The organism is Curtobacterium sp. MCLR17_058, assembly GCF_003234705.2.
Classification (GTDB): Bacteria; Actinomycetota; Actinomycetes; order Actinomycetales; family Microbacteriaceae; genus Curtobacterium; species Curtobacterium flaccumfaciens.
Genome location: NZ_CP126262.1, coordinates 1,815,944 through 1,838,903, shown reverse-complemented (window position 1 = coordinate 1,838,903; position 22,960 = coordinate 1,815,944). Strand labels below are relative to the sequence as shown.

24 protein-coding genes are annotated in these 22,960 nt (G+C 71.8%); 11 read left to right on the top strand and 13 right to left on the bottom strand.

Annotation, left to right across the window (positions count from 1 at the left end; genetic code table 11):
• Window positions 1-87: 87 nt before the first annotated feature.
• Entirely contained in the window at window positions 88-948 is an 861-nt protein-coding gene (locus DEJ11_RS08705; RefSeq protein ID WP_111030032.1) for an SDR family oxidoreductase, read from the top strand.
• Between the two features lie 44 nt (window positions 949-992).
• Window positions 993-1,946 (top strand): nuclear transport factor 2 family protein, encoded by a 954-nt coding sequence (locus tag DEJ11_RS08700; RefSeq protein WP_111030031.1) that lies wholly within the window; start codon window positions 993-995, stop codon window positions 1,944-1,946.
• 270 nt (window positions 1,947-2,216) lie between these two features.
• Here DEJ11_RS08700 and DEJ11_RS08695 read toward each other — a convergent pair whose 3' ends face one another.
• Both DEJ11_RS08695 and DEJ11_RS08690 read right to left on the bottom strand, forming a co-directional pair.
• Complete coding sequence (locus DEJ11_RS08695; protein ID WP_111088054.1) at window positions 2,217-2,837, bottom strand: response regulator; 621 nt, start codon at window positions 2,835-2,837, stop codon at window positions 2,217-2,219.
• The gene (locus DEJ11_RS08690; protein ID WP_111103751.1) at window positions 2,834-4,012 is read right to left on the bottom strand and encodes a sensor histidine kinase; all 1,179 of its coding nucleotides are present in this window, start codon (window positions 4,010-4,012) and stop codon (window positions 2,834-2,836) included. The genes DEJ11_RS08695 and DEJ11_RS08690 overlap by 4 nt, the downstream gene beginning before the upstream one ends.
• A 151-nt stretch (window positions 4,013-4,163) precedes the next feature.
• On the opposite strand from DEJ11_RS08690, the gene DEJ11_RS08685 reads away from it, so the two are divergent.
• The 6 genes from DEJ11_RS08685 (at window position 4,164) to DEJ11_RS08660 (ending at window position 11,811) form a co-directional block, all read left to right on the top strand.
• Window positions 4,164-5,249 carry an ABC transporter permease gene (locus DEJ11_RS08685; RefSeq protein ID WP_111103752.1) on the top strand — a complete coding sequence of 362 codons (1,086 nt, stop codon included), beginning with the start codon at window positions 4,164-4,166 and terminating at the stop codon, window positions 5,247-5,249.
• Window positions 5,246-5,920, top strand: a complete 675-nt coding sequence (locus DEJ11_RS08680) for an ABC transporter ATP-binding protein (protein ID WP_111103754.1) — start codon at window positions 5,246-5,248, stop codon at window positions 5,918-5,920. The genes DEJ11_RS08685 and DEJ11_RS08680 overlap by 4 nt, the downstream gene beginning before the upstream one ends.
• A gap of 108 nt (window positions 5,921-6,028) precedes the next feature.
• The gene (locus DEJ11_RS08675) at window positions 6,029-7,597 is read left to right on the top strand and encodes a helix-turn-helix domain-containing protein (protein WP_171907747.1); all 1,569 of its coding nucleotides are present in this window, start codon (window positions 6,029-6,031) and stop codon (window positions 7,595-7,597) included.
• Window positions 7,598-7,811: 214 nt separating this feature from the next.
• Entirely contained in the window at window positions 7,812-8,942 is a 1,131-nt protein-coding gene (locus tag DEJ11_RS08670; protein WP_111103755.1) for a DUF475 domain-containing protein, read from the top strand.
• A gap of 135 nt (window positions 8,943-9,077) precedes the next feature.
• Window positions 9,078-10,679 carry a Na+/H+ antiporter gene (locus tag DEJ11_RS08665; protein ID WP_111103799.1) on the top strand — a complete coding sequence of 534 codons (1,602 nt, stop codon included), beginning with the start codon at window positions 9,078-9,080 and terminating at the stop codon, window positions 10,677-10,679.
• A gap of 265 nt (window positions 10,680-10,944) precedes the next feature.
• Window positions 10,945-11,811, top strand: coding sequence for a pentapeptide repeat-containing protein (locus DEJ11_RS08660; RefSeq protein WP_111103756.1), 867 nt, complete (start codon window positions 10,945-10,947; stop codon window positions 11,809-11,811).
• A 17-nt stretch (window positions 11,812-11,828) separates the two neighbouring features.
• Here DEJ11_RS08660 and DEJ11_RS08655 read toward each other — a convergent pair whose 3' ends face one another.
• Window positions 11,829-12,776: a GlxA family transcriptional regulator gene (locus DEJ11_RS08655; RefSeq protein WP_111103757.1), complete on the bottom strand. Its 948-nt coding sequence runs from the start codon at window positions 12,774-12,776 to the stop codon at window positions 11,829-11,831.
• 115 nt (window positions 12,777-12,891) lie between these two features.
• Between DEJ11_RS08655 and DEJ11_RS08650 the strand changes: the two genes are divergently transcribed.
• From DEJ11_RS08650 to DEJ11_RS08640, 3 genes are all read left to right on the top strand, one after another.
• Window positions 12,892-13,527, top strand: coding sequence for an isochorismatase family protein (locus DEJ11_RS08650; RefSeq protein ID WP_111103759.1), 636 nt, complete (start codon window positions 12,892-12,894; stop codon window positions 13,525-13,527).
• Between the two features lie 89 nt (window positions 13,528-13,616).
• On the top strand, window positions 13,617-13,772 hold the full coding sequence (locus DEJ11_RS08645) for a hypothetical protein (protein ID WP_017887460.1): 156 nt from the start codon (window positions 13,617-13,619) through the stop codon (window positions 13,770-13,772).
• Window positions 13,773-13,892: 120 nt separating this feature from the next.
• Complete coding sequence (locus DEJ11_RS08640; RefSeq protein ID WP_111103760.1) at window positions 13,893-14,183, top strand: ArsR/SmtB family transcription factor; 291 nt, start codon at window positions 13,893-13,895, stop codon at window positions 14,181-14,183.
• A 25-nt stretch (window positions 14,184-14,208) separates the two neighbouring features.
• Here DEJ11_RS08640 and DEJ11_RS08635 read toward each other — a convergent pair whose 3' ends face one another.
• The 10 genes from DEJ11_RS08635 to fliG form a co-directional block, all read right to left on the bottom strand.
• On the bottom strand, window positions 14,209-14,898 hold the full coding sequence (locus tag DEJ11_RS08635) for a cation diffusion facilitator family transporter (protein WP_111103761.1): 690 nt from the start codon (window positions 14,896-14,898) through the stop codon (window positions 14,209-14,211).
• Window positions 14,880-15,206 carry a Cd(II)/Pb(II)-sensing metalloregulatory transcriptional regulator CmtR gene (cmtR, locus tag DEJ11_RS08630; RefSeq protein ID WP_111088061.1) on the bottom strand — a complete coding sequence of 109 codons (327 nt, stop codon included), beginning with the start codon at window positions 15,204-15,206 and terminating at the stop codon, window positions 14,880-14,882. The genes DEJ11_RS08635 and cmtR overlap by 19 nt, the downstream gene beginning before the upstream one ends.
• 405 nt (window positions 15,207-15,611) lie before the next feature.
• Complete coding sequence (locus DEJ11_RS08625; protein WP_111103762.1) at window positions 15,612-16,787, bottom strand: flagellar hook protein FlgE; 1,176 nt, start codon at window positions 16,785-16,787, stop codon at window positions 15,612-15,614.
• A gap of 90 nt (window positions 16,788-16,877) precedes the next feature.
• A complete protein-coding gene (locus DEJ11_RS08620; RefSeq protein WP_071403921.1) occupies window positions 16,878-17,321 on the bottom strand; it encodes a flagellar hook assembly protein FlgD in 444 nt (147 codons plus the stop codon).
• A gap of 25 nt (window positions 17,322-17,346) precedes the next feature.
• Window positions 17,347-18,747, bottom strand: a complete 1,401-nt coding sequence (locus DEJ11_RS08615) for a flagellar hook-length control protein FliK (RefSeq protein ID WP_111103764.1) — start codon at window positions 18,745-18,747, stop codon at window positions 17,347-17,349.
• Entirely contained in the window at window positions 18,744-19,481 is a 738-nt protein-coding gene (locus DEJ11_RS08610) for a C40 family peptidase (protein ID WP_111103766.1), read from the bottom strand. Before DEJ11_RS08610 ends, DEJ11_RS08615 begins: the two co-directional genes overlap by 4 nt.
• Window positions 19,478-19,909: a flagellar FliJ family protein gene (locus tag DEJ11_RS08605; protein ID WP_111103768.1), complete on the bottom strand. Its 432-nt coding sequence runs from the start codon at window positions 19,907-19,909 to the stop codon at window positions 19,478-19,480. Before DEJ11_RS08605 ends, DEJ11_RS08610 begins: the two co-directional genes overlap by 4 nt.
• Window positions 19,909-21,252 (bottom strand): FliI/YscN family ATPase, encoded by a 1,344-nt coding sequence (locus tag DEJ11_RS08600; protein ID WP_111103770.1) that lies wholly within the window; start codon window positions 21,250-21,252, stop codon window positions 19,909-19,911. Before DEJ11_RS08600 ends, DEJ11_RS08605 begins: the two co-directional genes overlap by 1 nt.
• A complete protein-coding gene (locus DEJ11_RS08595) occupies window positions 21,249-21,923 on the bottom strand; it encodes a FliH/SctL family protein (RefSeq protein ID WP_111103772.1) in 675 nt (224 codons plus the stop codon). The genes DEJ11_RS08600 and DEJ11_RS08595 overlap by 4 nt, the downstream gene beginning before the upstream one ends.
• Window positions 21,916-22,956: a flagellar motor switch protein FliG gene (gene fliG / locus DEJ11_RS08590; protein WP_071244891.1), complete on the bottom strand. Its 1,041-nt coding sequence runs from the start codon at window positions 22,954-22,956 to the stop codon at window positions 21,916-21,918. The genes DEJ11_RS08595 and fliG overlap by 8 nt, the downstream gene beginning before the upstream one ends.
• Between the last annotated feature and the right edge of the window lie 4 nt (window positions 22,957-22,960).

Here is a 22,960-nt window from a genome sequence, read left to right as displayed (position 1 = left end):
GTACCTTACAAAAAGGTGCGTACCTCCGTACAGGAGAGTTTCCTGCGATGCTGCGATCACCCGCTGAAGATCGCAGAAGGAGACCTCGTGTCCATCATCGTCACCGCCGCTTCCGGCCAGCTCGGCCGCCTCGTCGTCGAAGCTCTCATCGAACGCGGGGCCGACCCCGAGTCGGTCATCGCGACCTCACGCAACATCACTCGCCTCGCAGACCTCGCGACACTGGGCGTCCGGACCGCCGTGCTCGACTACACCCGTCCGAGCACGATCGCTGACGTCATCGGTGCCGGCGACGTCGTCGTCCTGATCTCGAGCGATGCCGTCGGGCAGCGCGTCGCCCAGCACACTGCGGTGATCGACGCCTCCGCAGCGGCCGGCGCCAGCAGGATCATCTACACGAGCGTCCTGGACGCTGGTCGCTCGGAGTTGATCCTCGCTCCCGAGCACAAGGCCACGGAGGAGGCCATCGCCGCATCCGGCGTCCCCGCCACCATCCTCCGCAACGGTTGGTACACCGAGAACTACGCGACCACGCTCGACATCGCACGGCAGTCGGGTGTGATCACGGCGAGTGTCGGAGACGGCCGCGTCGCCAGCGCCAGCCGACGCGACTTCGCTGAAGCAGCCGCGGTCGTCGCGCTCGATGACGAGACCGCCGGGCGTGTGTTCGAACTCTCCGGCGATTACGCATGGACCCATGCCGAGCTCGCCGATGCCCTCACCGACGTGATCGGTTCACCGGTGCACTACCAGGCCCTCAGCACGGACGAACACGCTGTCTCCCTCCGGGGAGCGGGGCTCGACGAGGGCACAGTCGCGTTCTTGGTGGCCCTCGACGCGGGCATCCGCGACGGTCTCCTCGCCCACACCAGCGGGGAGCTCAAGGCTCTCATCGGCCGACCGACCACCCCGCTCGCCGAGGGCCTCGCAGCCATCGCGGCGCAGTGACCCGCATCCAGTCCCGTCAACCACACACGAGCAGGAGCACAACCATGACCAACGACCTGATCACGCGCACACGAAGCAGCCGCATCGCCCGCGGCGCGGCGGCCGTCGCCGGAGCCGCCCTCCTCACCGGTCTCGTCGTGTCCACGCCGGCAGCGGCCGCTCCCGCAACCCAACCGAAGCCGACCGTGACGGTCGCCGGGAACCGGCAGAACACCAACACGGAACACCGCAACGCCTGCATCGTCCGGACGCTCATCACCCGGACCTTCACCGATCCTGACAGCAGATCCTCCCGGCAGGTCGCGGCACGGTTCGTGTCCCCGAGCGCAGTCACGCACGGCGCAGCAACCACTGCCGGACCGAAGGGTGTCCTTGCCCAGTTCTCGGCGGACCGTACCCGCATCCCTGGTGCTCGAGCAGTGATCAAGCGCACCGCAGCAGACGGCAACCTCGTCGCCGTGCACTGGCAGATCGCACCAGACCCGCGCAACGAACGACGCGGTGATGCCGCCGTCGACCTGTTCCGCCTCCAGCACGGACGGATCGTCGAGCACTGGTCGCTCGAGCAGCCCATCCCGACGGGCACCCCCGCAAGCGGGAACACGAACACCATGTTCAGCGACCTGTACCGGCCGGCACGTCCGACCACCGCGCCGTCGGAACGTCAGGAAGAACGCAACCGCGTCCTCGCGGTGTCGGCGTACAACACACTCTTCCGAGACCACGACGCGTCCGTCCTCGACCGCGCCTTCGACCCCGCGTACTTGCAGCACAACACCGTCGCTCCGAACGGGACAGCAGCCCTCAAGCAACTGTTCGGGAGCGGCGCCCAGTTCCCGGCGCAGCAGTCCGTCATCTCGCTCTCCGACGGTGACATCGTCTGGACCTTCTCCCGCGCGGTCGGGGCGAAGCCCGGCGACCCGCTCCTCGCTGCCGACCTGTTCCGCGTCGACGGTGGCCTCATCCGAGAGCACTGGGATGTCGTCCCCACCAGCTGACCACCGCCCGGGAGGCAGAACCTGCCACCGCGACGAGTTGCCTATGACGACTGCAACCAGTCGGCAAGACGGGGTCTCATCAGCCGATCGCCTACCGGGACAGCGGAGCTAAGGGTGATTCGCTGAGTGCCGTGACGGCCCCCGAAGTGATCCTCGTTCACGGCTTCTACCACCAGCCGCAGCACATGCAGCCACTCCGGGCAGCTCTCGAAGAGCAGGGCGCGATCGTGCACATTCCTCGCCTGCACCGAGGGTCTCTCATCAGCTCCGTCAGCGCAGGATGCCGAGCGCCCGGGCCTCGGACACCGCAGCGGTCCGGGAGCCGACGCCGAGCTTGGAGAACACGTGGACCAGGTGTGACTTCACGGTGGCGTCGGTGATGTGCAGGCGTGCCGCAACATCGACGTTCGAGGCACCCTCGGCGACGAGCCGGAGGACCTCGATCTCGCGAGCGGACAGGCTGACCCGTGGCGCACGCATCCGTGCCATCAGGCGGCTGGCGACCGCCGGTGCGAGGGCGCTCTCACCGGCGGCTGCGGCGCGCACCGCGGCGAGCAGTTCGTCGGGCGGCGTGTCCTTGAGCAGGTACCCGCTGGCCCCCGCTTCGACAGCGCCCAGGATGTCGCCGTCGCTGTCGTAGTTGGTGAGGACGAGGACGTACGGCGCGGCGTCGGTCGACCGGATCTGCCGGGTGGCGTCGGCACCGGTGCGGTCCTGCCCGAACTGCAGGTCCATCAGCACGAGGTCGGGGTCCAGGGACGCTACGAGCGCTGCGGCTTCGTCGGGTGTCGCGGCCTCCCCGACGACGTCGATGTCGACGGCCCCGTCGAGGAGTGCGCGCAGGCCGGCGCGGACGACGGGGTGGTCATCCGCGATGACGAGTCGGATCACGGGCGACCGACCTCCACGGTGGCGGTGATGGTCGTGCCGTCCCCGGGTGCGCTGTCGATGGTGAGACGGCCACCCAGCTGGTCGACACGTTCACCCATCGCGCGGAGACCGAACGCGTCGGACGTGCCGGAGCCGGTGCCGACACGGTCGGGGTCGAAGCCGGAGCCGTCGTCCTGCACCCGCAGGGACGCGTGCGTCGCGCTGACGTCGAGGGCGATGTCGACGGTCGTGGCACCGGCGTGCTGGGCGACGTTCGCGACGGCCCCCTGGGCGATGCGCAGCAGAGCGGTCTGCACGTCCATCGTCAACTCCGACGCTTCGGGTGCGGCCGTCACGGTGATCCCGAGCCCCTCGCGGTGCCACTGGTCGCTGAGGCGGCGCAGTGCCGCGGGGAGACCGGCGTCGAGGGACGGCGGTGCGAGCTCCCGGATGAACCGCCGGGTATCGGCGAGGCCGTCGGCCGCGGTGGCGCGTGCGAGGCGGATGTGCTCGATGCCCGGCCGGCCGCCGTCTGCTGCTTCGGCGGCGTGGAGGAGCATCTGGATGCTCGAGAGGTCCTGCGCGACGGTGTCGTGGATCTCGCGCGCCAGGCGGGCGCGTTCGGTGAGGACGCCCTGCTGCCGTTCGGTCGCGGCGAGTCGGTCGCGGGTGGCGAGGAGTTCCGCCAGGAGTGCCTCCCGCTCGACGGACTCGCGGGCGAGCGCCCGGTAGCCGAGGCCGATGAGCAACGCGACCCCGGCACCGACGAGGGGCCCGATCACCCCGCCCACGGTGAAGCCGCCGTGCAGGCCCAGGGCGACGACCGCGATCAGGGTCGCTGCGACCACGGCGGCCGGCCCGACGATCCGGGGCAGGACGTGCAGGTAGAGGAAGAACAACGGGAACACCAGGTACGCCGCTTCCGGCACCAGGACGAGCAACGCCACCCACACGGCGGTCAAGGCGGTGATCCAGGCCGCTCCCACCACGGCTCGGCGTGCCTCCGGCGCGGCGGCGACACCGGCGCCGAGCAGGTACAGGACGGCGAACCCGACCACCAGGGCGATCGCCGCCCACATGGTCGGGTCACGGACGACGAGGACCCGGACGACGACGAGTGCCACGAGCGCGGCGAACAGCACGTGCAGTCCGGTGCGGAGCCCGACGAACACGGGCGTGAGGGTGCTGTGTGCCATGTCCGTTGCAGCGTACGGCGGCCACGACCCACCGGACATCAACCAGAAGTCGGACGACAGCAGTCAACCTCCCGGCGATGGCACCGGGACCCGCGACGGCGAGGCTCGTCTGGACGGCAGGGAGCGTCCCTGCCGTCGGGAAGGAACCATCGTGTTCGTCGCTTGGCGCGACCTCCGATCCGCCCGTGGCAGGTTCGTGCTCATCGGGTCCGTCGTGTCGTTGATCACCCTCCTGGTCGGCTTCCTCGCTGGCCTGACCGGCGGCCTCGCCGCGCAGAACGTGTCCGCGGTCCTCGGCCTCCCCGGGAACCGGCTCGTCCTGCAGGAGCCCTCGACCGGGCAACCATCGTTCTCGCAGTCGGCGATCGACGCCGCGACGGTGTCCGCGTGGCGGGAGTCCTCCGGCGTCGAGCACGTCACGCCGATCGGGATCGCACAGGGGCGCGCTGCCGTGCACGCCGAAGCCGCACCAGCGGTCGCCGTCGCCCTGTTCGGCGTCCCACGGGGTGCCCCCACATCGACGGTCACCGACCTGGCTCCGCGGTCCGACGACACGGTGGGCCTGTCCGCTGGCGCAGCGAAGGACCTCGACGTCGCCGTCGGGGACGCCGTCACGATCACCGGGACGACCTACCGGGTCGCCACCGTCGGCGGAGACGCCTGGTACAGCCACACCCCCGTCGTCGCGCTCTCCCCGACGGCGTGGGCGTCGACCGACCGGCGCCTCGGCGGGGACGGCGAAGCGACCGTGCTCGCCGTCTCCGGTTCGCCGGACTGGCGCAGCACGGCGGACCGCACGCGCACCGTCGCCGTGTCGCCGCTCGCCAGCCTCACCGCGCTCGAGACGTTCAGGTCGGAGGTCGGGTCCCTCGGACTCATGATCGTGATGCTCTTCGGAGTCTCCGCGCTCGTCGTCGGGGCGTTCTTCACCGTGTGGACGCTGCAGCGTGCCGACGACATCGCCGTCCTGAAGGCCCTCGGCGCATCCGACGCGTCGCTCGTCCGCGATGCCCTCGGCCAGGCACTCGTCGTCCTGGCCGCGGGCGTCGGGGTCGGGATCGGTCTCGTGTCGGTCCTGGGGACGCTCGCGAACGGTGTCCTGCCGTTCCTGCTCAGCCCGCTCACCACCCTGCTGCCGGCCGCCGTGATGGTCGTCCTCGGCCTCGCCGGTGCCGCCGTCGCACTCCGCACCGTCACCAGGGCCGACCCCCTCACCGCACTCGGGAGCAACCGATGATCACCCTCGACGACGTCACCCTCACCTTCCCCGACGGCGACTCCCGCATCACGGCGGTGGACCGCGTGTCCCTGACCGCTCCGAGTGGGGTCGTGACGGGCATCACCGGGCCCTCCGGCTCCGGGAAGTCCTCACTGCTCGCGGTCGCGGCGACCCTGATCCGCCCGGACTCCGGGCACGTGTGGATCAACGACGTCGACGCAGCGGCCCTGACCCGGAACGAGGCGACGACGCTCCGCCGCGACCAGATCGGCATCGTGTTCCAGCAGTCGAACCTCATCGAGTCGCTCACCGCTCGGGAGCAGCTGCTCGTCATGGCGGAGCTCGGCGGCGGCCACCGTGACCGGACCGCGGTGCGCACCCGTGCCGATGCGCTGCTGGCAGCGGTCGGTCTCGCCGAGCACCGCGGCAAACGACCCGCGCAGCTCTCCGGCGGCCAGCGGCAACGGGTCGCCATCGCCCGCGCCCTGGTGAACACCCCGTCCGTCCTGCTCGTCGACGAACCCACCAGCGCGCTCGACCAGGAGCGAGGCGCCGAGATCATGGCGCTGATCGCGCGCCTCACGCACGAGCAGGGCACGGCGACGATGCTCGTCACGCACGATCTCGTCCACCGCGACGCGCTCGACCGCCTGGTCACCGTCGTCGACGGCCGCCTGACCGATGCCTGAGCGTTCGTCCCCCGAAATTCCCAACTGTGACGTATTCGAGACCTCAGGACGCGCAACGGGTGTCGATCTTCCATCGCTTTATCTCATGAGCGTGTTAGCGTGGCGCGCATGACCGACACCACCACCGTCGTCTCGCCGGCATCTCCGGCGACCGCAGCACCCCTCCGTGAGGTCGGCGCCCTGATCCGGGGCGCCCGCAAGGGCCGCAGCATGACGCAGGCCCAGCTCGCCGAACGCGTCGGCACCAGCCAGAGCGCGATCAACCGCATCGAGCAGGGCGGGCAGAACCTGTCCCTCGAGATGCTCACCCGCATCAGCGACGCCCTCGACCAGCAGATCGTCTCGATCGGCGGCGCCCCGCAGCGTGCCCACCTGCGCGTGCAGGGAGGCCGGAAGCTCAGCGGCTCCATCGCGGTGAACTCGAGCAAGAACGCCGCCGTGGCACTGCTCTGCGCCTCGCTGCTCAACCGCGGCGTGACCCGGCTGCACAAGGTCGCCCGGATCGTCGAGGTCGACCGCATCATCGACGTGCTCCGCAGCCTCGGTGCGAGCGTCACCTGGTCGGAGGACGGCGAGACCCTCGAGATCGTCGCCCCCGACGACCTGCACCTCGACGCGATCGACGCCGACGCCGCCCGCCGCACCCGCAGCGTGCTCATGTTCCTCGGCCCGCTCAGCGGCCGGTACGAGTCCTTCCGCCTGCCCTACGCCGGCGGCTGCGACCTCGGCACCCGCACGGTCGAGCCGCACCTCATCGCGCTGCGTCCGTTCGGCGTGGACGTCGAGGCGACCTCCGGCTGGTACGAGGTCGACGTCGCGAACCAGGCCGTCCCCACCAAGTCGGTCGTGCTCACCGAGCGCGGCGACACCGTGACCGAGAACGCGATCCTGGCCGCCGCGGCCCGCGACGGCGAGACCGTCATCCGGAACGCCAGCCCCAACTACATGGTGCAGGACCTCTGCTTCTTCCTCGAGCTGCTCGGGGTGCAGATCGAGGGCATCGGCACCACCACGCTCCGCATCACCGGCAAGAGCAAGATCGACGAGGTCGTGGACTACTGGCCGAGCGAGGACCCGGTCGAGGCGATGAGCCTGCTGACCGCCGGCATCGTCACCGCGTCGACCCTCACCGTGACCCGGGCGCCGATCGAGTTCCTCGAGATCGAGCTCGCGACCCTGGCCGAGATGGGCCTGCGCTTCGACGTCACCGAGGAATACGCAGCCGCCAACGGCCGTACCCGCCTCGTCGACATCACGGTGTACCCGTCCGAGCTGCACGCGCCCATCGACAAGATCCACGCGATGCCGTTCCCCGGCCTGAACATCGACAACCTGCCGTTCTTCGTCGTCATCGCGGCCATGGCCGAGGGCACCACGCTCGTGCACGACTGGGTCTACGAGGGCCGGGCGATCCACCTGCTCGACCTCACCCGCCTGGGCGCGAGCGTCACCCTGCGTGACCCGCACCGCCTCGACGTCACCGGCCCGACGCACTTCTCGGGTGCCGAGATCAGCTGCCCGCCGGCGCTGCGGCCCGCCGTGGTGATCCTGCTGGCGATGCTCGCGGCGAAGGGCGAGAGCGTCCTGCGCAACGTCGGCATCATCGCCCGTGGCTACGAGCAGCTGCAGGAGCGCCTCAACTCGCTCGGCGCGTCCATCGAGACGTTCCACGACTGACGCTGAACCCCCGCAAGACACCGGTGTTCGCCGGTTGAACACGCGCAGACCGCGGTTCAACGCGTGAACACCGGTGTTTTGCGTTTCCGCCTGACGGCCCGTCCCCGCAAGTGGGGACGGGCCGTCACCCGTTCTGCGGGGTCCCCACGGGCCTCCAGGCCGATGCCCAGGAGCGCTCCATGCGCCGCCCAGCCCGACCGTGCTGGATGGGCAGATGGCCACGAGATCACTCCTGACCGTCCCCCTGCTCATCACCGTCGCGGCCGCCGCGGCGGCCTGGCTGGTGCTCGGCCCCGCCGCAGCGCTCGCCTTCGTCGCCCTCGCGTTCCTCGAGATCGCGATGGCCGCGGACTCGTCCGTGCCGATGGCCGGCATCGCCGGCCGACTGCACTCCCCCGCCCGGCGGCTGTTCCTGTCGCTCGGCATCGTCGCGGGCGTGCTCGCGATGCGCCTGCTCCTGCCGCCGGCCGCCGTCGCGGTCGGTGACGCGACCGACCCGGCCAGCTCGGTGGAGGAAGCCGTCTTCGCGCCCGGCTCGTTCTCCGCGCACCTGGCCGAGGTGCGTCCCGCCCTCGCCGCCTTCGGCGCCGCGTTCATCTGGCAGGTCTTCGCCGAGTACCTGTTCAACACCGACCGCGCGTCCCGCAGGTCGTGGCTGGGCAGCCTGGAGGCGCGACTCGCCTCCGTCGCGCGACCGCGCGTCTGGTCGCTGGTCACCGCTGCGACGGGGGTCGTCGTGACCTCCGTGCTCGTCGGGTCGCGTTCCGGCTGGGCCGCCGGTGCGCTGTTGCCGGTCGCGCTCGGTGGGGTGGCCGGCCTCGCCGCGTACCTCGTGTCGAAGCGGACCGCGGCGTGGGCGCTGCGCAGCGGCCCCGGCAGCGGGTCGGACACGGCGTCGATCGGGGTGGGCCGCGGGGCCTGGCGCATCCACCTGTACGCGTCGACGGTCGTGTTCGAGCGGGGGCTCGTCGTGTTCATGCTGTTCGAGATCCTCGACGGCGTGTACAGCCTGTCGGGGTCCGGGCCGCTCGGGTCGGACGGGCTCGGGGCGCTCGAGCAGGCCGCGGTCGCCATCGGGGCGATCGGGGTGGGCGCGGTGTTCCTGGCCCGCCTGACCTCGCGGGTCGACCAGGCTGCGGGGCTCAAGCGGCTGCGGTACCTGAAGGCCGGGGCGGCGTACGTCCTCGGGGTGCTGTCGGTGCTGCTGTGGGCGAGTCTGCTCGTGCCGATCCCGGGCGTCGTCGTGGGGTGGTTCGGGACCGTCGTGATCGGTTCAGCGCTGGTGAGCTCCCTGCCGTGGCGCGCGTGGTGGCGGCGGGTGGTGCGGCGGCCGCGGGCGGTGTGAGCGGCGGCTCGTGACGCGTCGTGCGGTGTGGTGCGGCGCGTCGTCCGGCTGTGCGCGGCGCGTCGTCCGGCTGTTCTGGAAGGATCCACCGTGGATCGGCGTTGACTGGCGGGTCGGACGACGATCGGAGTGCACGTGCTGGGACCGGAACTGGTGGTCGTGCTCGGCCTCGCCATCGCGCTGACGGCGGCCGTGGCCGACCGGATCCGGATCGCACCACCCGTGCTGCTCCTGGTCTTCGGCGCGCTGCTCGGACTCGTGCCGGAGTTCGCGGACGTCGAGCTCCCCGCCGAGGCCGTGCTGCTGCTGTTCCTGCCGGCGCTGCTCTACTGGGAGAGCCTGACGACGTCGCTCCGCGAGATCCGGAAGAACCTGCGCGGCATCGTCCTGATGGGCACCCTGCTCGTCGTGGTGACCGCCGGCGCCGTCGCCGTGCTGCTGCACCTGCTCGGGATGCCGTGGGGGCCGGCCTGGGTGCTCGGCGCCGCGGTCGCCCCGACCGACGCGACCGCGGTCGGCGTGCTCACGAAGATGCTGCCGCGGCGGAACGTCACGGTGCTCCGCGCCGAGAGCCTGGTGAACGACGGCACCACCCTCGTCGTCTACGGCATCGCGGTGGCCGTCACCGTCGGCACGCAGGAGCTCACGTTCTGGGGCGTGTCCGGCATGCTCGTCCTGTCCTACATCGGCGGGGTCGCCGCCGGGCTCGCGGCCGCGTGGATCGGGACGATGGTGCTGCGGCGCGTCGACACCGTCGTGCTCGAGAACCTCGTCACCCTGCTCGTGCCCTTCGCAGCCTTCCTGGCCGCCGAGGCCATCGGCGCTTCCGGCGTGCTCGCCGTCGTGGCGGCCGGCATCGTCGTCAGCCAGGTCGGTCCCAAGCTCGACCGAGCCGAGACCCGCCAGCAGGTGCGCGCGTTCTGGTCGTTCCTGACCTTCCTGCTCAACGGCGCGCTGTTCGTCCTGGTCGGCATCGAGGCGATGGTCGCCGCACGTGCACTCGACCCCGCCGACCTGCTGCGCGGGACCGGGATCGTCTTCGCGGTCGCGGTGCTGCTCGTCATCGTGCGGTTTGCGTTCCTCAACGCCGCGGGCGGGACCATCTGGCTCGTCACCCGACGCACCGGCGGAGAACCCCGCGAGGGGCACCGCGACCGGCTCGTCAGCGGGTTCGCCGGGTTCCGGGGCGCGGTGTCGCTCGCCATGGCCGTCGCCGTGCCGCGCACCCTCGAGTCCGGCGGTGACTTCCCCGAGCGGGACCTCATCGTCTTCGTCACTGCCGGCGTGGTCATCGTCACGATCGTCGGGCAGGCCCTCGTGCTGCCGGCCGTCCTGCGCCGCGCCGCGCTCCCCGAGGACGAGTCCGTCACCGAGGAACGTCGCTACGCCGAACGCACCGCCATCGAGGAGGCGCTCGATGCACTCCCCCGTCTCGCACGGTCGACCGGAGCCGATCGTGCCACCGTCGATCGCCTGCGGAAGGAGTACGAGGCGCACCTCGACGTGATCGAGGCCCGCGAAGGGGACGACGACGACCACCCCGCGCTGCAGCGGCACGACAACGCGGTCGCCCTCGAGCTCGCACTCGTCCAGCACAAGGCGAACACCCTGTTGCGCCTGCGGGACGCCGACGAGATCGACGACCTGGTGCTGCGTCAGGTGCGCGCCGGGTACGACGCGGAAGAGGCGCGGCTGGACGGCATCGAATCGGTGGCGTCACCGCCCACGTCGTCGTAGGGCGACTCCGCGCACACCTGGTCGAAGCGGGCGTACCCGGTCGGTCGTTCCGACCAGGTACGCCCGATTCTCGTTCCCATCGCACCGGGAACGCTAGCCTGGCCGCAGTGATCCTCCGTCTCTCTCGGTGACCCACCGGTCACCCAGCACCACCGGTTCGCCCCGCCGACGCGCGGGGGTGGTCTCGTGCGCCCGGACGGGGAACTCAACCAGGAGTTCCCCCGCACCCGGCACACCATCCAGACCACCAGAGGAAGACCACTCCATGACGACCACCGACCGGTCCGCCCTGCGCGCGGACTGCGGCAACTGCTTCGCGCTCTGCTGCACCGCCTTCGGGTTCCAGCGCTCCGCCGACTTCCCGATCGACAAACCCGCCGGCACCCCTTGCGGCAACCTCGCTGACGACTTCTCCTGCTCCATCCACGAGGCGCTGCGGCCGCGCGGGTTCCGGGGCTGCACCGTCTTCGACTGCTCCGGTGCTGGCCAGTACGTGTCCCAGACCCTCTACGACGGGGTCAGTTGGCATGACCACCCTGACTCCCGCGCGGAGATGTTCCGGGTGTTCCCGATCGTCCGCAGGTTGCACGAGATGCTCTGGCACCTCGCCGAGGCAGAGGACCGTGCGGTGACCCCGGACTCAGCAGACGACGCTGCCTTCCTCGCGCAGGAGATCCGCCGAAGCCTCGACGCCGGTCGGCCGACGCTCCTCGCGCTGGACGTCGAGCCGCTGCACGCTCGAGTACGCGACGTCCTGATCGAGGTGAGCGCCGAGGTCCGAGGCCGGTACAACGCCGGTGCGGACGACGCTCCGGACGGCCTGTTGCGACCGGGGGCGGACCTCGCCGGGCGCGACTTCGGCGCACGGTCGCTGCGCGGGGCCGACCTGCGGGGAGCCACGCTGATCGCGGCAGACCTGCACGGTGTCGACCTCTCCGGTGTCGACCTGCTCGGCGCGGACCTCCGGGATGCGCGGGTCGACGGAGCCGACCTGTCCACGGCGGTGTTCCTCAGACAGGCGCAGGTGAACGCGGCGCGCGGAGACGGCACCACGGCGCTGCCCCGTGGTGTCGATCGACCGACACACTGGCGGTCGACGGCCGCCCCGGTTTCGCCCACGGCGCCGCGCTGAGACCGCGGATCGGCCGGTCAGGGCCTCGCGTCGAACCTTCGGCGGTAGCTCGAGGGTGTGCTGCCGAACGCCACGGCGAAGTTCTGCCGCAGCGTGACCGGGTTGCCGAACCCGCACGCTGCGGCGATCCGGTCGACGGGCAGGTCGGTGGTCTCGAGCAGCCGACGGGCCTCGTCCAGACGGCGACTCCGTACCCAGGCCGCCGGCGTGGTGCCGGTCGACGCCTTGAAGGCCCGGACGAAGCTGCGGCGGCTCATGTGGGCCGCCGCAGCGAGTCGGTCGACGCCGAGCTCCTCGTCCAGGTGCTCCACCGCCCAGGCTGATGCCGTCGCTACCGGGTCGTCGCCCCGATGCTGCACGACCGGCCGCTCGATGTACTGGGCCTGCCCGCCTTCGCGGTGCGGCGCGACGACCAGGCTCCGCGCGACCCGGTTCGCTGCCTCGGCGCCGAGCCGCGTCCGCACGACGTGCAGGCACGCGTCCAGCCCGGACGCCGTGCCCGCCGAGGTCAGCACGTCACCGTGGTCGACGTAGAGCACGTCGGCGTCCACGGTGACGTCGGGGTGTGCGGCGGCGAGCCGGTCGACCTCGCGCCAGTGCGTGACGGCGCTGCGTCCCGCGAGGAGCCCGGCACCGGCGACCGCGATCGACCCGAGGCACAGACCGACCACGACCGATCCCCGCGCGTGCGCGTCGACGACCGCCCGTTCCGTCGGTGCCGGCAGTCGGGTGCCGTCGTCGGTCCAGGACGGCACCACGACCAGGTCGGCGTCCGCCGTGGCGTCGAGCCCCTGCACGGGACCGAGCGTCAGTCCCTCGGCGGTCCGGACCGAACCGTGCCGGTCGGAGAAGACGACGGTCTCCCAGTCGGCGAGCCCGAGCCGGGTGACCTCGTCGAACACCATCTGCGGGACCGACAGGTGGAACATCGTGATGCCGTCGAAGGCGTAGATGGCGATCCGCACGCGGGACTCCTCCGGTTTGGCCTGGATCCATCGTACCGACGCACGCGTGCCAATCGCACCGAGGGCGTCGGCGGACGAGGATCGTCGAGTACGCCCACCGACCCAAGGAGCTCCCGTGTCCGATCCCCAGCGCGCCCTCGTCCTCGTCGACATCCAGCTGGAGTACTTCAGCGGTCCACTCGAGGTCCGGTTCCCGCCCGTCCGCGACGCGCTCGCGCAGATCACGACCGCGATCGACGCCGCGACCGCTGCCGGCACGCCGATCGTCGTGGTCCAGCACACCGGCGGTGACGCTGCGCCGGTGTTCAACCCGACGACGAAGGCGTTCGCCCTGCACCCCGAGATCGAGCGACGACGGACGCCCGAGTGGCATCAGATCACGAAGCAGTTCAGCTCCGTCTTCGCCCACACGGACCTGCTCGCCTGGTTGCAGGAGCGGTCGATCGACACGGTCACCCTGGTCGGCTTCATGACGAACAACTGCATCATCGCCTCGGCAGCCGAGGCGGAGGCGCTCGGCGTCTCGGTCGAGGTGCTGTCCGACGCGACCGGCGCGATCAACATCGTCAACGCCGGCGGGGCCGTGTCCGCCGAGACGGTGCACCGCACGCTGATGGCGTTGTTGCAGTCGAACCTCGCCGCCGTCGCACCGACCGCGGAGTGGACGGCGGCACTCACCGCCGGAGTCGCGATCGCCGCGGACGCGCTGCCGACGTCGGCCGTCGCGGGAACCCAGCGGTTCCCGGGCTGACATCCGTTCTCATCTATAAATGTATTGCTACTTCTGCATATGTGATCTACGCTGAGGGCATCCCAACCGACGATCAGCAGGAGGTCACCATGGCCGAGCACGAGAACAGCGCAGAGCACACCGTCGCCGAGCACACCCACCAGGACGGCTGCGGCCACGAGACGGTCCAGCACGAGGACCACGTCGACTTCGTCCACGACGGACACAAGCACGCCCAGCACGGCGACCACTACGACGAGCACTGATCTCCTGATCAGCGCAGGCCCGTGATCAGCACCGATCGACGGACCTGCACGACGGCCCCGACGCACCGCGCCGGGGCCGTCGTGTTGCATGCACGTATGCGCGTGCGCTTACATGAGTCCATGTCAGACGGGATCGAAGCAGCAGCCGAACTCTTCAAGGCACTGTCCTCGCCCGCCCGACTGCGGATCCTGTCGGCGTTGATCTCCCAGCCTTCCGACGTCGGCTCCCTCGTCGAAGCGACCGAGCTGTCGCAGCCCCTGGTGTCCCAGCACCTCCGCACGCTGCGGCTCGCCGGCATCGTGCAGGTCGAGCGCATCGGGCGGAACGCGGTCTACTCGCTGCACGACGAGCACATCGCGCACATCGTCGGCGATGCGGTCAGCCACGTCCGCGAGACCGAAGCCGACTGAACCGCCGGCCGCGGGCAGACTTCGCTCAACAGCAGTCGCAGCCGTCGCCCTCGCGCTCCCCCGTCAGCGCCGACACCGGCTGCTTGCACGCGTCACCGCGCCAGGCTTCAAGTCCCTCGCGCACGGCGAACACCACCACGACGAGTCCGGCGAGCGGATCGGCCCACCACCAGCCGAACAGGCTGTTCGCCAGCAGGCCGAGCAGCACCGCCGCCGACAGGTAGCTGCAGATCAAAGTCTGCTTCGAGTCGGCGATCGCCGACGCCGAACCGAGTTCGCGTCCGGTCCGCCGTTCGAGGAGGCTCAGGAACGGCATGACGGCCAGGCTCACCGCGGCCAGGACGATGCCGACCGGACTGTGCTCCGGCGACCGGACACCCGTGAAGGTCAGGACGGCATCGACACTGACCACGACGGCGAGCCCGAAGAACGAGACCGCGATCACCCGCAGTGCCGTTCGTTCCCGGGCCTCCGGGTCGCGCCCGGCGAACTGCCACGCGACGGCCGCTGCCGACAGGACCTCGACGATCGAGTCGAGCCCGAAGCCGATCAACGCGGTGGACGAGGCAACCGAACCGGCGGCGATCGCCACGCCGGCCTCGATCACGTTGTAGGCGATGGTCGCCGCGACGATCCACCTGATCCGTCTCCGGAGCACGCCGACACGAGCCGGTGCGAGCGACATCGCAGCCGTGGTCACCGCTCCACCTCGCATCCGTCGTCGTCGGCAACGTCCACCGCGAGCACCACGTCGACCAGGGACTCGAGCGCGCGGGTGAGGTTGCGGTCCGCGATCTCGTAGCGGGTCCGACGCCCCTCGGGCACGGCGACGACGATCCCGCAGCCGCGCAGGCACGCCAGGTGGTTCGACACGTTCGTCCGCGTCAGCTCGAGTTCCTCGGCGAGCCGCGCCGGGTAGCCGGGTCCGTCGAGCAGCCGGAGCAGGATGCGCGCACGCGTGGGGTCGGAGAGCGCCCGCCCGAGACGGTTCAGCACGTCGTGCCGCGAGGCAATGGTCAGCATGCGCTGACCATACATCGGGCCGCGCCCAGACCGCCACCGATCCGGACGACACGTCACGCCCTCGGACAGCGCTCGGGCTCAGACGTCCCCGAGCCGCCGCCCGGTCAGCGCGTCGTTCCAGCTCGTGCGGGTGCCGCCAGCGCCCGATGCGTGGGGACCCGGATGGCCGTCCGGACGCTCACACCGCCAGCGGTCGAAGACGCTGCAGCAGCGGTAGTCGGACTGGTGGTCGGTGTCGTGGTTCTCGTGCATCGCACCGATGAGACGTGGCGACGCACCGTTTCGTCACGAAGCGGCGCCGAACTCCCCGCACCACGAACGATGGTGAGCAGGAACGGTCGAGTCCCCCTTCAGCACCCGACCGTTCCTGCTCACCAAGCGCCCGCGACGCGACGCGCCCCGCGCCTAGCGCTTCAGGTTCGTGAGCTCCTGCAGCACCTCGTCCGAGGTGGTGATGATGCGGGCGTTCGCCTGGAACCCGCGCTGCGCCACGATCAGGTTCGTGAACTCCTGCGACAGGTCGACGTTCGACATCTCGAGCGTCCCCGCCGCGAGCGAACCGACGCCCGCCGAGCCGGGGCCGCCGACCGTCGCACCGCCCGAGTTCGCCGTGGCGCGGTAGCCCGACGCCCCGGTCTTCTCGAGGCCGGCCGGGTTGGCGAACGTGGCGAGGGCGATACGGCCGAGCGCGAGCGACGCGCCGTTCGAGAACGTGCCGGTGACGGTGCCGTCCTTCGAGATCGAGTAGCCCTGCAGCGCGCCGGCCTCCCGGCCGTTCTGCGAGCCGATCGCCGCGGTGTTGAGCGAGGCGAAGCCGGTCAGGTCGCCCATGTCGACCCGGATGCCCCCGACGGCGAGGGTGCCGCCGGCGGTCAGCTTGCCGTCGGTGCCGAAGGTCAGCGAGGTCGTCGCCGTGGTGCCCTGGCCGTTGCGCCCGGTGACGTCCCAGCCGTCGGCGGTGCGCGTGTAGGCGAGCGACATCGTGTGCTTGGCACCCGAGGCGTCGTACACGGTGGCCTCGCGCGTGATGGTCTGGCCGACCGCCGTCTCCGACGGCAGGTTGCCGGCGACCGTGGCGGCGGTGGTGCGGACCGCCGGGGCCGCTGCTTCGAGCGGCAGCGTGATGTCGGACAACTGGCCGTTCTCGTTGACGACGCCGTTCGTGGCCGGGTAGCCCTGCACGATCTTGCCGTCGGCGGTGACCAGGCGGCCGTTGGCGTCGAAGTCGAACGCACCGGCACGGGTGTAGACGGTGTCGTTGCCCAGGCGGGTGACGAAGAAGCCGTCGCCCGAGATCGTCAGGTCGGTGGCCTTGCCGGTGGCCTGCGCCGAGCCCTGCGAGAAGTTCGTGGAGACGCCGGCGACCTGCACGCCGAGGCCGATCTGGGCCGGGTTCGTGCCGCCGATGCCGGTCTGCGGTCCGCCGGCGCCCTGGGTCATCTGCGACAGGGTGTCCTGGAACACGGTGGTCGACGACTTGAAGCCGACGGTGTTCACGTTGGCGATGTTGTTGCCGGTGACGTCGAGCATCTGCTGGTGGGAGCGGAGGCCGGAGATCCCGGAGTAGAGCGAGCGGAGCATGGTGCGTCCTTTCGGAGAGGCAGGAAGAGCGAGGAAGAACGAGGAAGAACGAGGAAGTACGAGGAAGAACGAGGAAGGAACGAGCAGGCGTCAGGACGCCGGAGCGGTGGTGGTGATGCCGGAGATCACGTCGAGAGCGACCTCCTTCCCGTTCACGGTGACCGTGGGGACGCTGTTCGCGTACGACACGGCCGAGGCGGTCCCGGTGACGGACTTGCCCGAGTCGGCGTCGGTGTAGCTGACCTGCTTGCCGACGAGGTTCGCTGCGGCGATGCGCATCTGGAGCGAGAAGTTCTCGTTCCCCGTCGTGGTCTGGTTGGTGATCTGCTCCATCATCGCGAGCTGCGTCTGCTGGCCGATCATCTGGTTGGTGTCCATCGGCGACGACGGATCCTGGTTGCGCAGCTGCGTGACGAGCAGCTTCATGAAGACCTCGGAGTCCATCGTCTGGGATTTCTGGGCGGTGGAGTTCGCGGCGAGGGCCGCGGCCTGCGCGGTCGGGTCGACGCTGCCGGTGATGCCGTCGATGGGCATGGTGCGTTCCTGTTCGTGAGCCGGATCAGGCGAGGACGTCGAGTCCCGCGGTGCGGATGGAGGGCGTGTGGGCGGTGGGCTGCGTGCGCGGGGTGACCCGCGCCTCCAGGCCGGGGTCGCCGGGCAGCGCACGTGCAGCCGGGCGCTCGTCGCGACCCGGCGCGTCCTGCGGCTGGTTCTGCGACGACAGGTCGAGCGTGGTGCTCACACCGGTGCCGGCGGCGTCGCGCCGCAGGTCCGGCAGGACCTGGCGGACGGCCTCGCGGCCGGCGTCCGACGCGGCGAACAGCTCGACGTGCATGCCGTGCGCGGTGACGTGCGCGCGGACCGTGACCGGGCCGAGGCTGTCCGGCACGACCTGCACGGTGACGACGTGCTCGCCGGGGCCGGCCTGTGCGAGCGAGAACACCGGTCGCGCGAGCTGCTGGGCGAGCGGTGCCGGGGCCGGCGCGGTCGCCGCGGCGGGCGCGGTGGTCGGCGTCGTCGACATGACGAACGGCGTCTCGCCACCGCGGCTGGGGGCGACGGCCGGGAGGCCCGGATCATCCGGCGTCGACGCCTGCTGCTCCGTCCCGTGGCCGGCTCGGGAGCCGGGGCCGGCTGCCGGGGCGGCGGCCGCCACGACCGGTGCCTGAGCAGGGGTCGCGGTGGCGGTGTCGCCGTCGGCGGTGCGGGTGGCAGCGGGGGCTGCGATCGCGGCAGCGGCCGTCGGGGCGGTGGTCGCCGGGTCGCTCGTGGCCCTGGTCGTCGACGCAGCGGTCGTCGCGGGGGTCGCGTCGGCGACGGTCGTCGCGGCAGCGGCCGGAGACACGGTGCCGGCGGGCGTCACGGCAGGCGTCGCCGTGGCGGCGGTCGCCGGCCGGGTCGTCGCAGCGGCAGCCGTCTCCGGTGCCACGCCCGACGCCGGTGCCTGCTGCGGGGTCGCCGTGGCGGGGGCGGTGGTCGGCGCCGCAGTCGACGGGACCGGCGTCGACGTGTCCCCCTCCGCCGACGGCGGTGTCGTGGTCGTGGTGTTGGTCGTTCCGGCGATCACCCCTGCGGCCACGACGGCGTGTGGGCCGTCGGCGGAGGTCTCGGCGGCGCGGCTGGCCGGAGCGATCGGTGCGGCCACGGCCACGAGTCCGGCGGCGAGCAGCGCCTGCGCGTCGACGGGCGCTGCGTCGCTCGGCACCGCCTGGTCCGACGCGGACGTGGCCGCAGACGCAGACGGCGTGGCGGCGGTGCCCGGCGTCGCAGCCGACCCGTCCGCCGTGCGGCCATCGGTGTCGTCCCGCCCAGCACCACCATCGCCGGCTCGCCGCTCGGTCGCGACGGCGGCGGTCAGTGCCGCACCGAAGGACCCGACAGCCGCGGGGTCGGACGATGCACCCCGAGTGGAGCCCGGTGCGGTGGGCACGGACGGCTGGGTGGCGATGGTCAGACTCATGCGGCGCTCCCGGACTGCATCATGGACAGCAGCGCGGCGGTCTGCAGGTCGGTCGCGGAACGCGCAGCCGAGGCGGTCGGCGCGGCGACGGCCGCCGGGGCCGCCTGGGCGGGGACGATCCGGCGGATGGTCGCGATGTCGGCGTCGGAGTACCAGTTGTCGACGATCCGGACGTCCTTGCCGGGGCGCGGCGCGTGCAGCACCTTGCCGTCGCCGACGTAGATGACGACGTGGCCCTCGCCCTTCGGGATGATCAGGTCGCCGGGCTGCGCGTCCTTCAGGGAGCCGACCTCGACGCCCATCTTCGCCTGGTCCGGCACGACCCGGGGCATCGTGACCCCGAGGTCCTTGAAGACCGTCTGCACCAGGCCCGAGCAGTCCATGCCCGCGGTCGTCTCCCCGCCGAACACGTACGGCACGCCGAGGTACTTCTTCGCGTCGGCCACCACATCGGCGCCGGTCGCACCGCTGCCGGTGGCGAGGGTGCCGGCACCGGCGTCGACCGAGGTCGCCGGGGCACGGGTGGCCGTCGGGGTCGCTGCGGCGGTCGTACCGGCAGCGCTCGCGGCGCCGGTCGTGCCGTCGGCGGTCGCGAGGGCATCGGCGAAGGCCGACGATCCCGCGGCACCGCTGGTGGCGGAGGCGCTCGGGGCAGCCGTGGCCGTCCCGCCGCGCAGCGTGTCGATCTGGGACCGGATCTCCGAGATCCGGGAGAGCACCGCTTCGACGCTCATCGGGCACCACCTTCCGTGCGGCGTCGTGCCGCGATCTCGTCGAGGGCGTTCTGTTCGGTCCGGAGTTCCTCGGCCGCCTGCTGCTCGGTGTGCTTGCCCTCGAGCTTCTCGAGGCCGACGGCGGCGCGACGCGCGGCGGTGTAGTGCTGCTGCGCCCGGTCGGCGTCGGCACGGCGGTTCTGCACCACGGCGTCGAGCTCCTCGAGCATCCCGCGGGTCGCGGCACGGGCTGCGGCGACGGCGCTCAGGGTGGCGGCGTCCTGGATGGGCTGGGCGTCCTCGCTGTCGGCGAGGCTGCGGCGTGCAGCGATCCGGGCGTCGGCGGCGTCGCGGACGCGCTCGTTCGCGGTGGCCAGTGTGGCGGCGGCACGGTCCTGTTCGGTGTGGCGCAGGCGCAGGAGCCCGGCGAGCGGGAAACGGCGGGCCATCACGACACCCCCAGCTGCTGCACGAGGCCGCCGAGGCGCTGCCAGGACGCATCAGCCGTGGCCCGCTCGTCCATCCCCTGGCGCAGGAACGCGTCGATCGGTCCCTGGTGGTCGACGGCGGCGTCCACGAGCGGGTTCGACCCGCGCTGGTACGCACCGACGTCGAGCAGGTCCTGGGCACCGGCTCGGGCGGCCATCACCTTCCGCAGCACGGTGGCGGCGGCACGCTGCTCGGGTCGGGTGACCTTCGAGGCGACGCGGGACACCGAGCCGAGGGCGTCGACCGACGGGAAGTGCCCGGTGATCGCGAGCTTGCGGTCGAGCACGACGTGGCCGTCCAGGATGCTGCGGGCGGCGTCGGCGATCGGCTCGTTGTGGTCGTCGCCGTCGACGAGCACGGTGTACATGCCCGTGATGCTGCCGACGCGGTCGGTCCCCGCACGCTCGAGCAGTCCGGCGAGCACCGAGAACGTCGACGGCGGGTAGCCCCGGGTGGCCGGCGGTTCCCCCACCGACAGGCCGATCTCACGCTGCGCCATCGCGACGCGGGTGAGCGAGTCCATCATGAGCACGACGTCCTGCCCGGCATCGCGGAACGACTCGGCGATGCGGGTGGCGACGAACGCGGCACGCAGGCGCATGAGCGCCGGCTCGTCGGAGGTCGACACGACGACGATCGAGCGGGCGAGCCCCTCGGGTCCCAGGTCGTCCTCCAGGAACTCGCGCACCTCACGGCCGCGCTCCCCCACCAGGGCGATGACGTTGACGGCCGCGTCGCTCCCGCGCGCGATCATCGACAGCAGCGACGACTTGCCCACACCGGACCCGGCGAACAGGCCCATGCGCTGCCCGCGGCCGACGGTGGTCAGGGTGTCGAGCACGCGGACGCCGAGCTGCATAGGGGTGTCGATGCGGGTCCGGGCCATCGCGCTCGGGGTGTCGTGGTCGAGCGGGACCCAGGTGACCGCTTCGCCGCCGGGACCCTCGAGCGGGCCGCGGTCGTCGATCGGTCGGCCGAGTCCGTCGAGTACGCGGCCGAACAGACCGGATCCGGTCGGCACGAGCACCGGGCGGCCGGTCGGACGCGCCGGGGTGCCCGCGGTCACGCCGGTCAGGCGGCCGAGCGGCATGCAGCGGACGCCCGAGGCATCGGTGGCCACGACCTCGACCGCGGTCTGTTCGCCGTCCTCGGCGCCGACCGTGACGACCTCGCCCACGCGGGCGTCGAGTCCGGCGATCGTGAGTCCCAGGCCGACGGCGCTCGTGACGACACCGACCCGCTGGGGTGCGGCCCGCAGCAGCGCCTCGTCGAGGCCGCGCGGACGGAGCAGCGTGGCGGTCACCGGTCGGCTCCCGTTGCGTCGACACCGAGGGCGGTGCGGGCGCGGTCGAGCGCCGTGGCGATGCGGGCGTCGAGCATGCCGTCCGGCAGGTCGACGACGGCGTCGCCGTCGCGCAGGGCACCGTCGGCGACGACCGGCACCGGCAGGTCGAGGCCGGCGACGCGCGCGGCGTCCGCCGGGCTGAGCCGGACGGCCACCGGGACCGTGCGGTCGACGGACGCGAGCGCCCGCCGGACGGTGGCCTCGGCGCCGGACGCGATCCGGGCCTCCCGGCTGCCCGGTCCGTCCGGACCGTCGGCGACGGTCGCGTCGTGTGCGGGCCTGGAGGCGCGGACCACGTTGCCGACGATCGCCTCGGCCAGGTCGACTGCCGCACTCGCGACCGACGCCTCGGCGTCCGCCAGGACGGGTGCGACCGTGGACAGCATGGCGTTCGTGGCGGCGTCGAGGACCGCGATCCGGCGTGCCGTGTCGGCCTGCAGCGCGGTGACCCGCGCGGCGTGCTCGGCCTCGAGCCGGGCGCGCAGGGCGTCGGTCTCGGCCTGCGCGGCCCGCAGGCCGGCGGTGTACCCGGCCGCGTGCCCGCGGACGTCCGCGCTCGACGCGCGCTCGCGTCCGGCGGGGTCCGCGAGCACCGGGAAGGCGACGCGGTGCACGACGGTGTCAGTCAACGAGCTCGTCCTCCTCGGCGCGGTGCACGGTGACGACGCCCTGGGCCTCGAGTTCGCGCACGGAGCGGACGACCTCGGCGCGGGCTTCCTCGACCTGCGAGACGCGGACCGGGCCCATGGCCTGCAGTTCGTCGTCGAGCAGTTCGCGGTTGCGCTCGGACACGTTCGCGCGGATGGTCTCGACGACCGGCCCGGCTGCGCCCTTCATGGCGGTCGCGAGGATCTTCGAGTCGATGCCGCGCAGCACCTGCTGGATGTCGCGGGACTCGAGCTTCACGATGTCCTCGAAGGTCAGCATGCGGGAGCGGATGTCCTCGGCGAGCTCCGGGTCGCGGGCTTCGAGTCCCTCGAGCACGGCCTTCTCGGTGGCGACGTCCGAGCGGTTGATGATGTCGACCAGGGGCGCGATGCCACCGACGACCTCGACGCTCTCACGCGGCGACACGACGGCCCCGGCGCGCTGGCGCAGCACACCGGCGACGATGCCGACGGCCTCGGGGGTCGCGCTGCCCATGGTGGCGAAGGCCTGGGCGACGTCGGTGCGGACACGCTCGTCGATCCCGGCGAGCACGGCACTGGCCTGCCCGGGGCCCAGGTGGGCGAGCACGAGGGCGATCGTCTGCGGCAGCTCGCCCTCGAGCAGGGAGATGACCTGGCCGGGTTCGGCGTCGTCGAGGAAGTCGAACGACTGGCCGGCGAGGTTCGAGGCCAGACGGTCCATCACGCCGGCGGCCCGCTCAGCGCCGAACGACGCCTCGAGCAGCCCGAGGGCGGTCTCCTTGCCACCGCGCTTCTGCAGCCGGCCGCTCATCGTGATCCGGTGGAACTCCGACAGCGTCTGGTCGACGACGGTGTCCTCGACGCGGCGCATCCGGACGATCTCGGCGGAGATCTCCTCGGCCTCCATCTCGGTGAACTGCTTCATCACCTCGGCGGCGCGGTCGGTCTCCATCTGCATGAGGATGAGCGCGACCTTCTGCGCACCGGTCAGGGCACGGTCACTCGGACCGGAACCGCCGCCGGGGCTCGGCATCAGC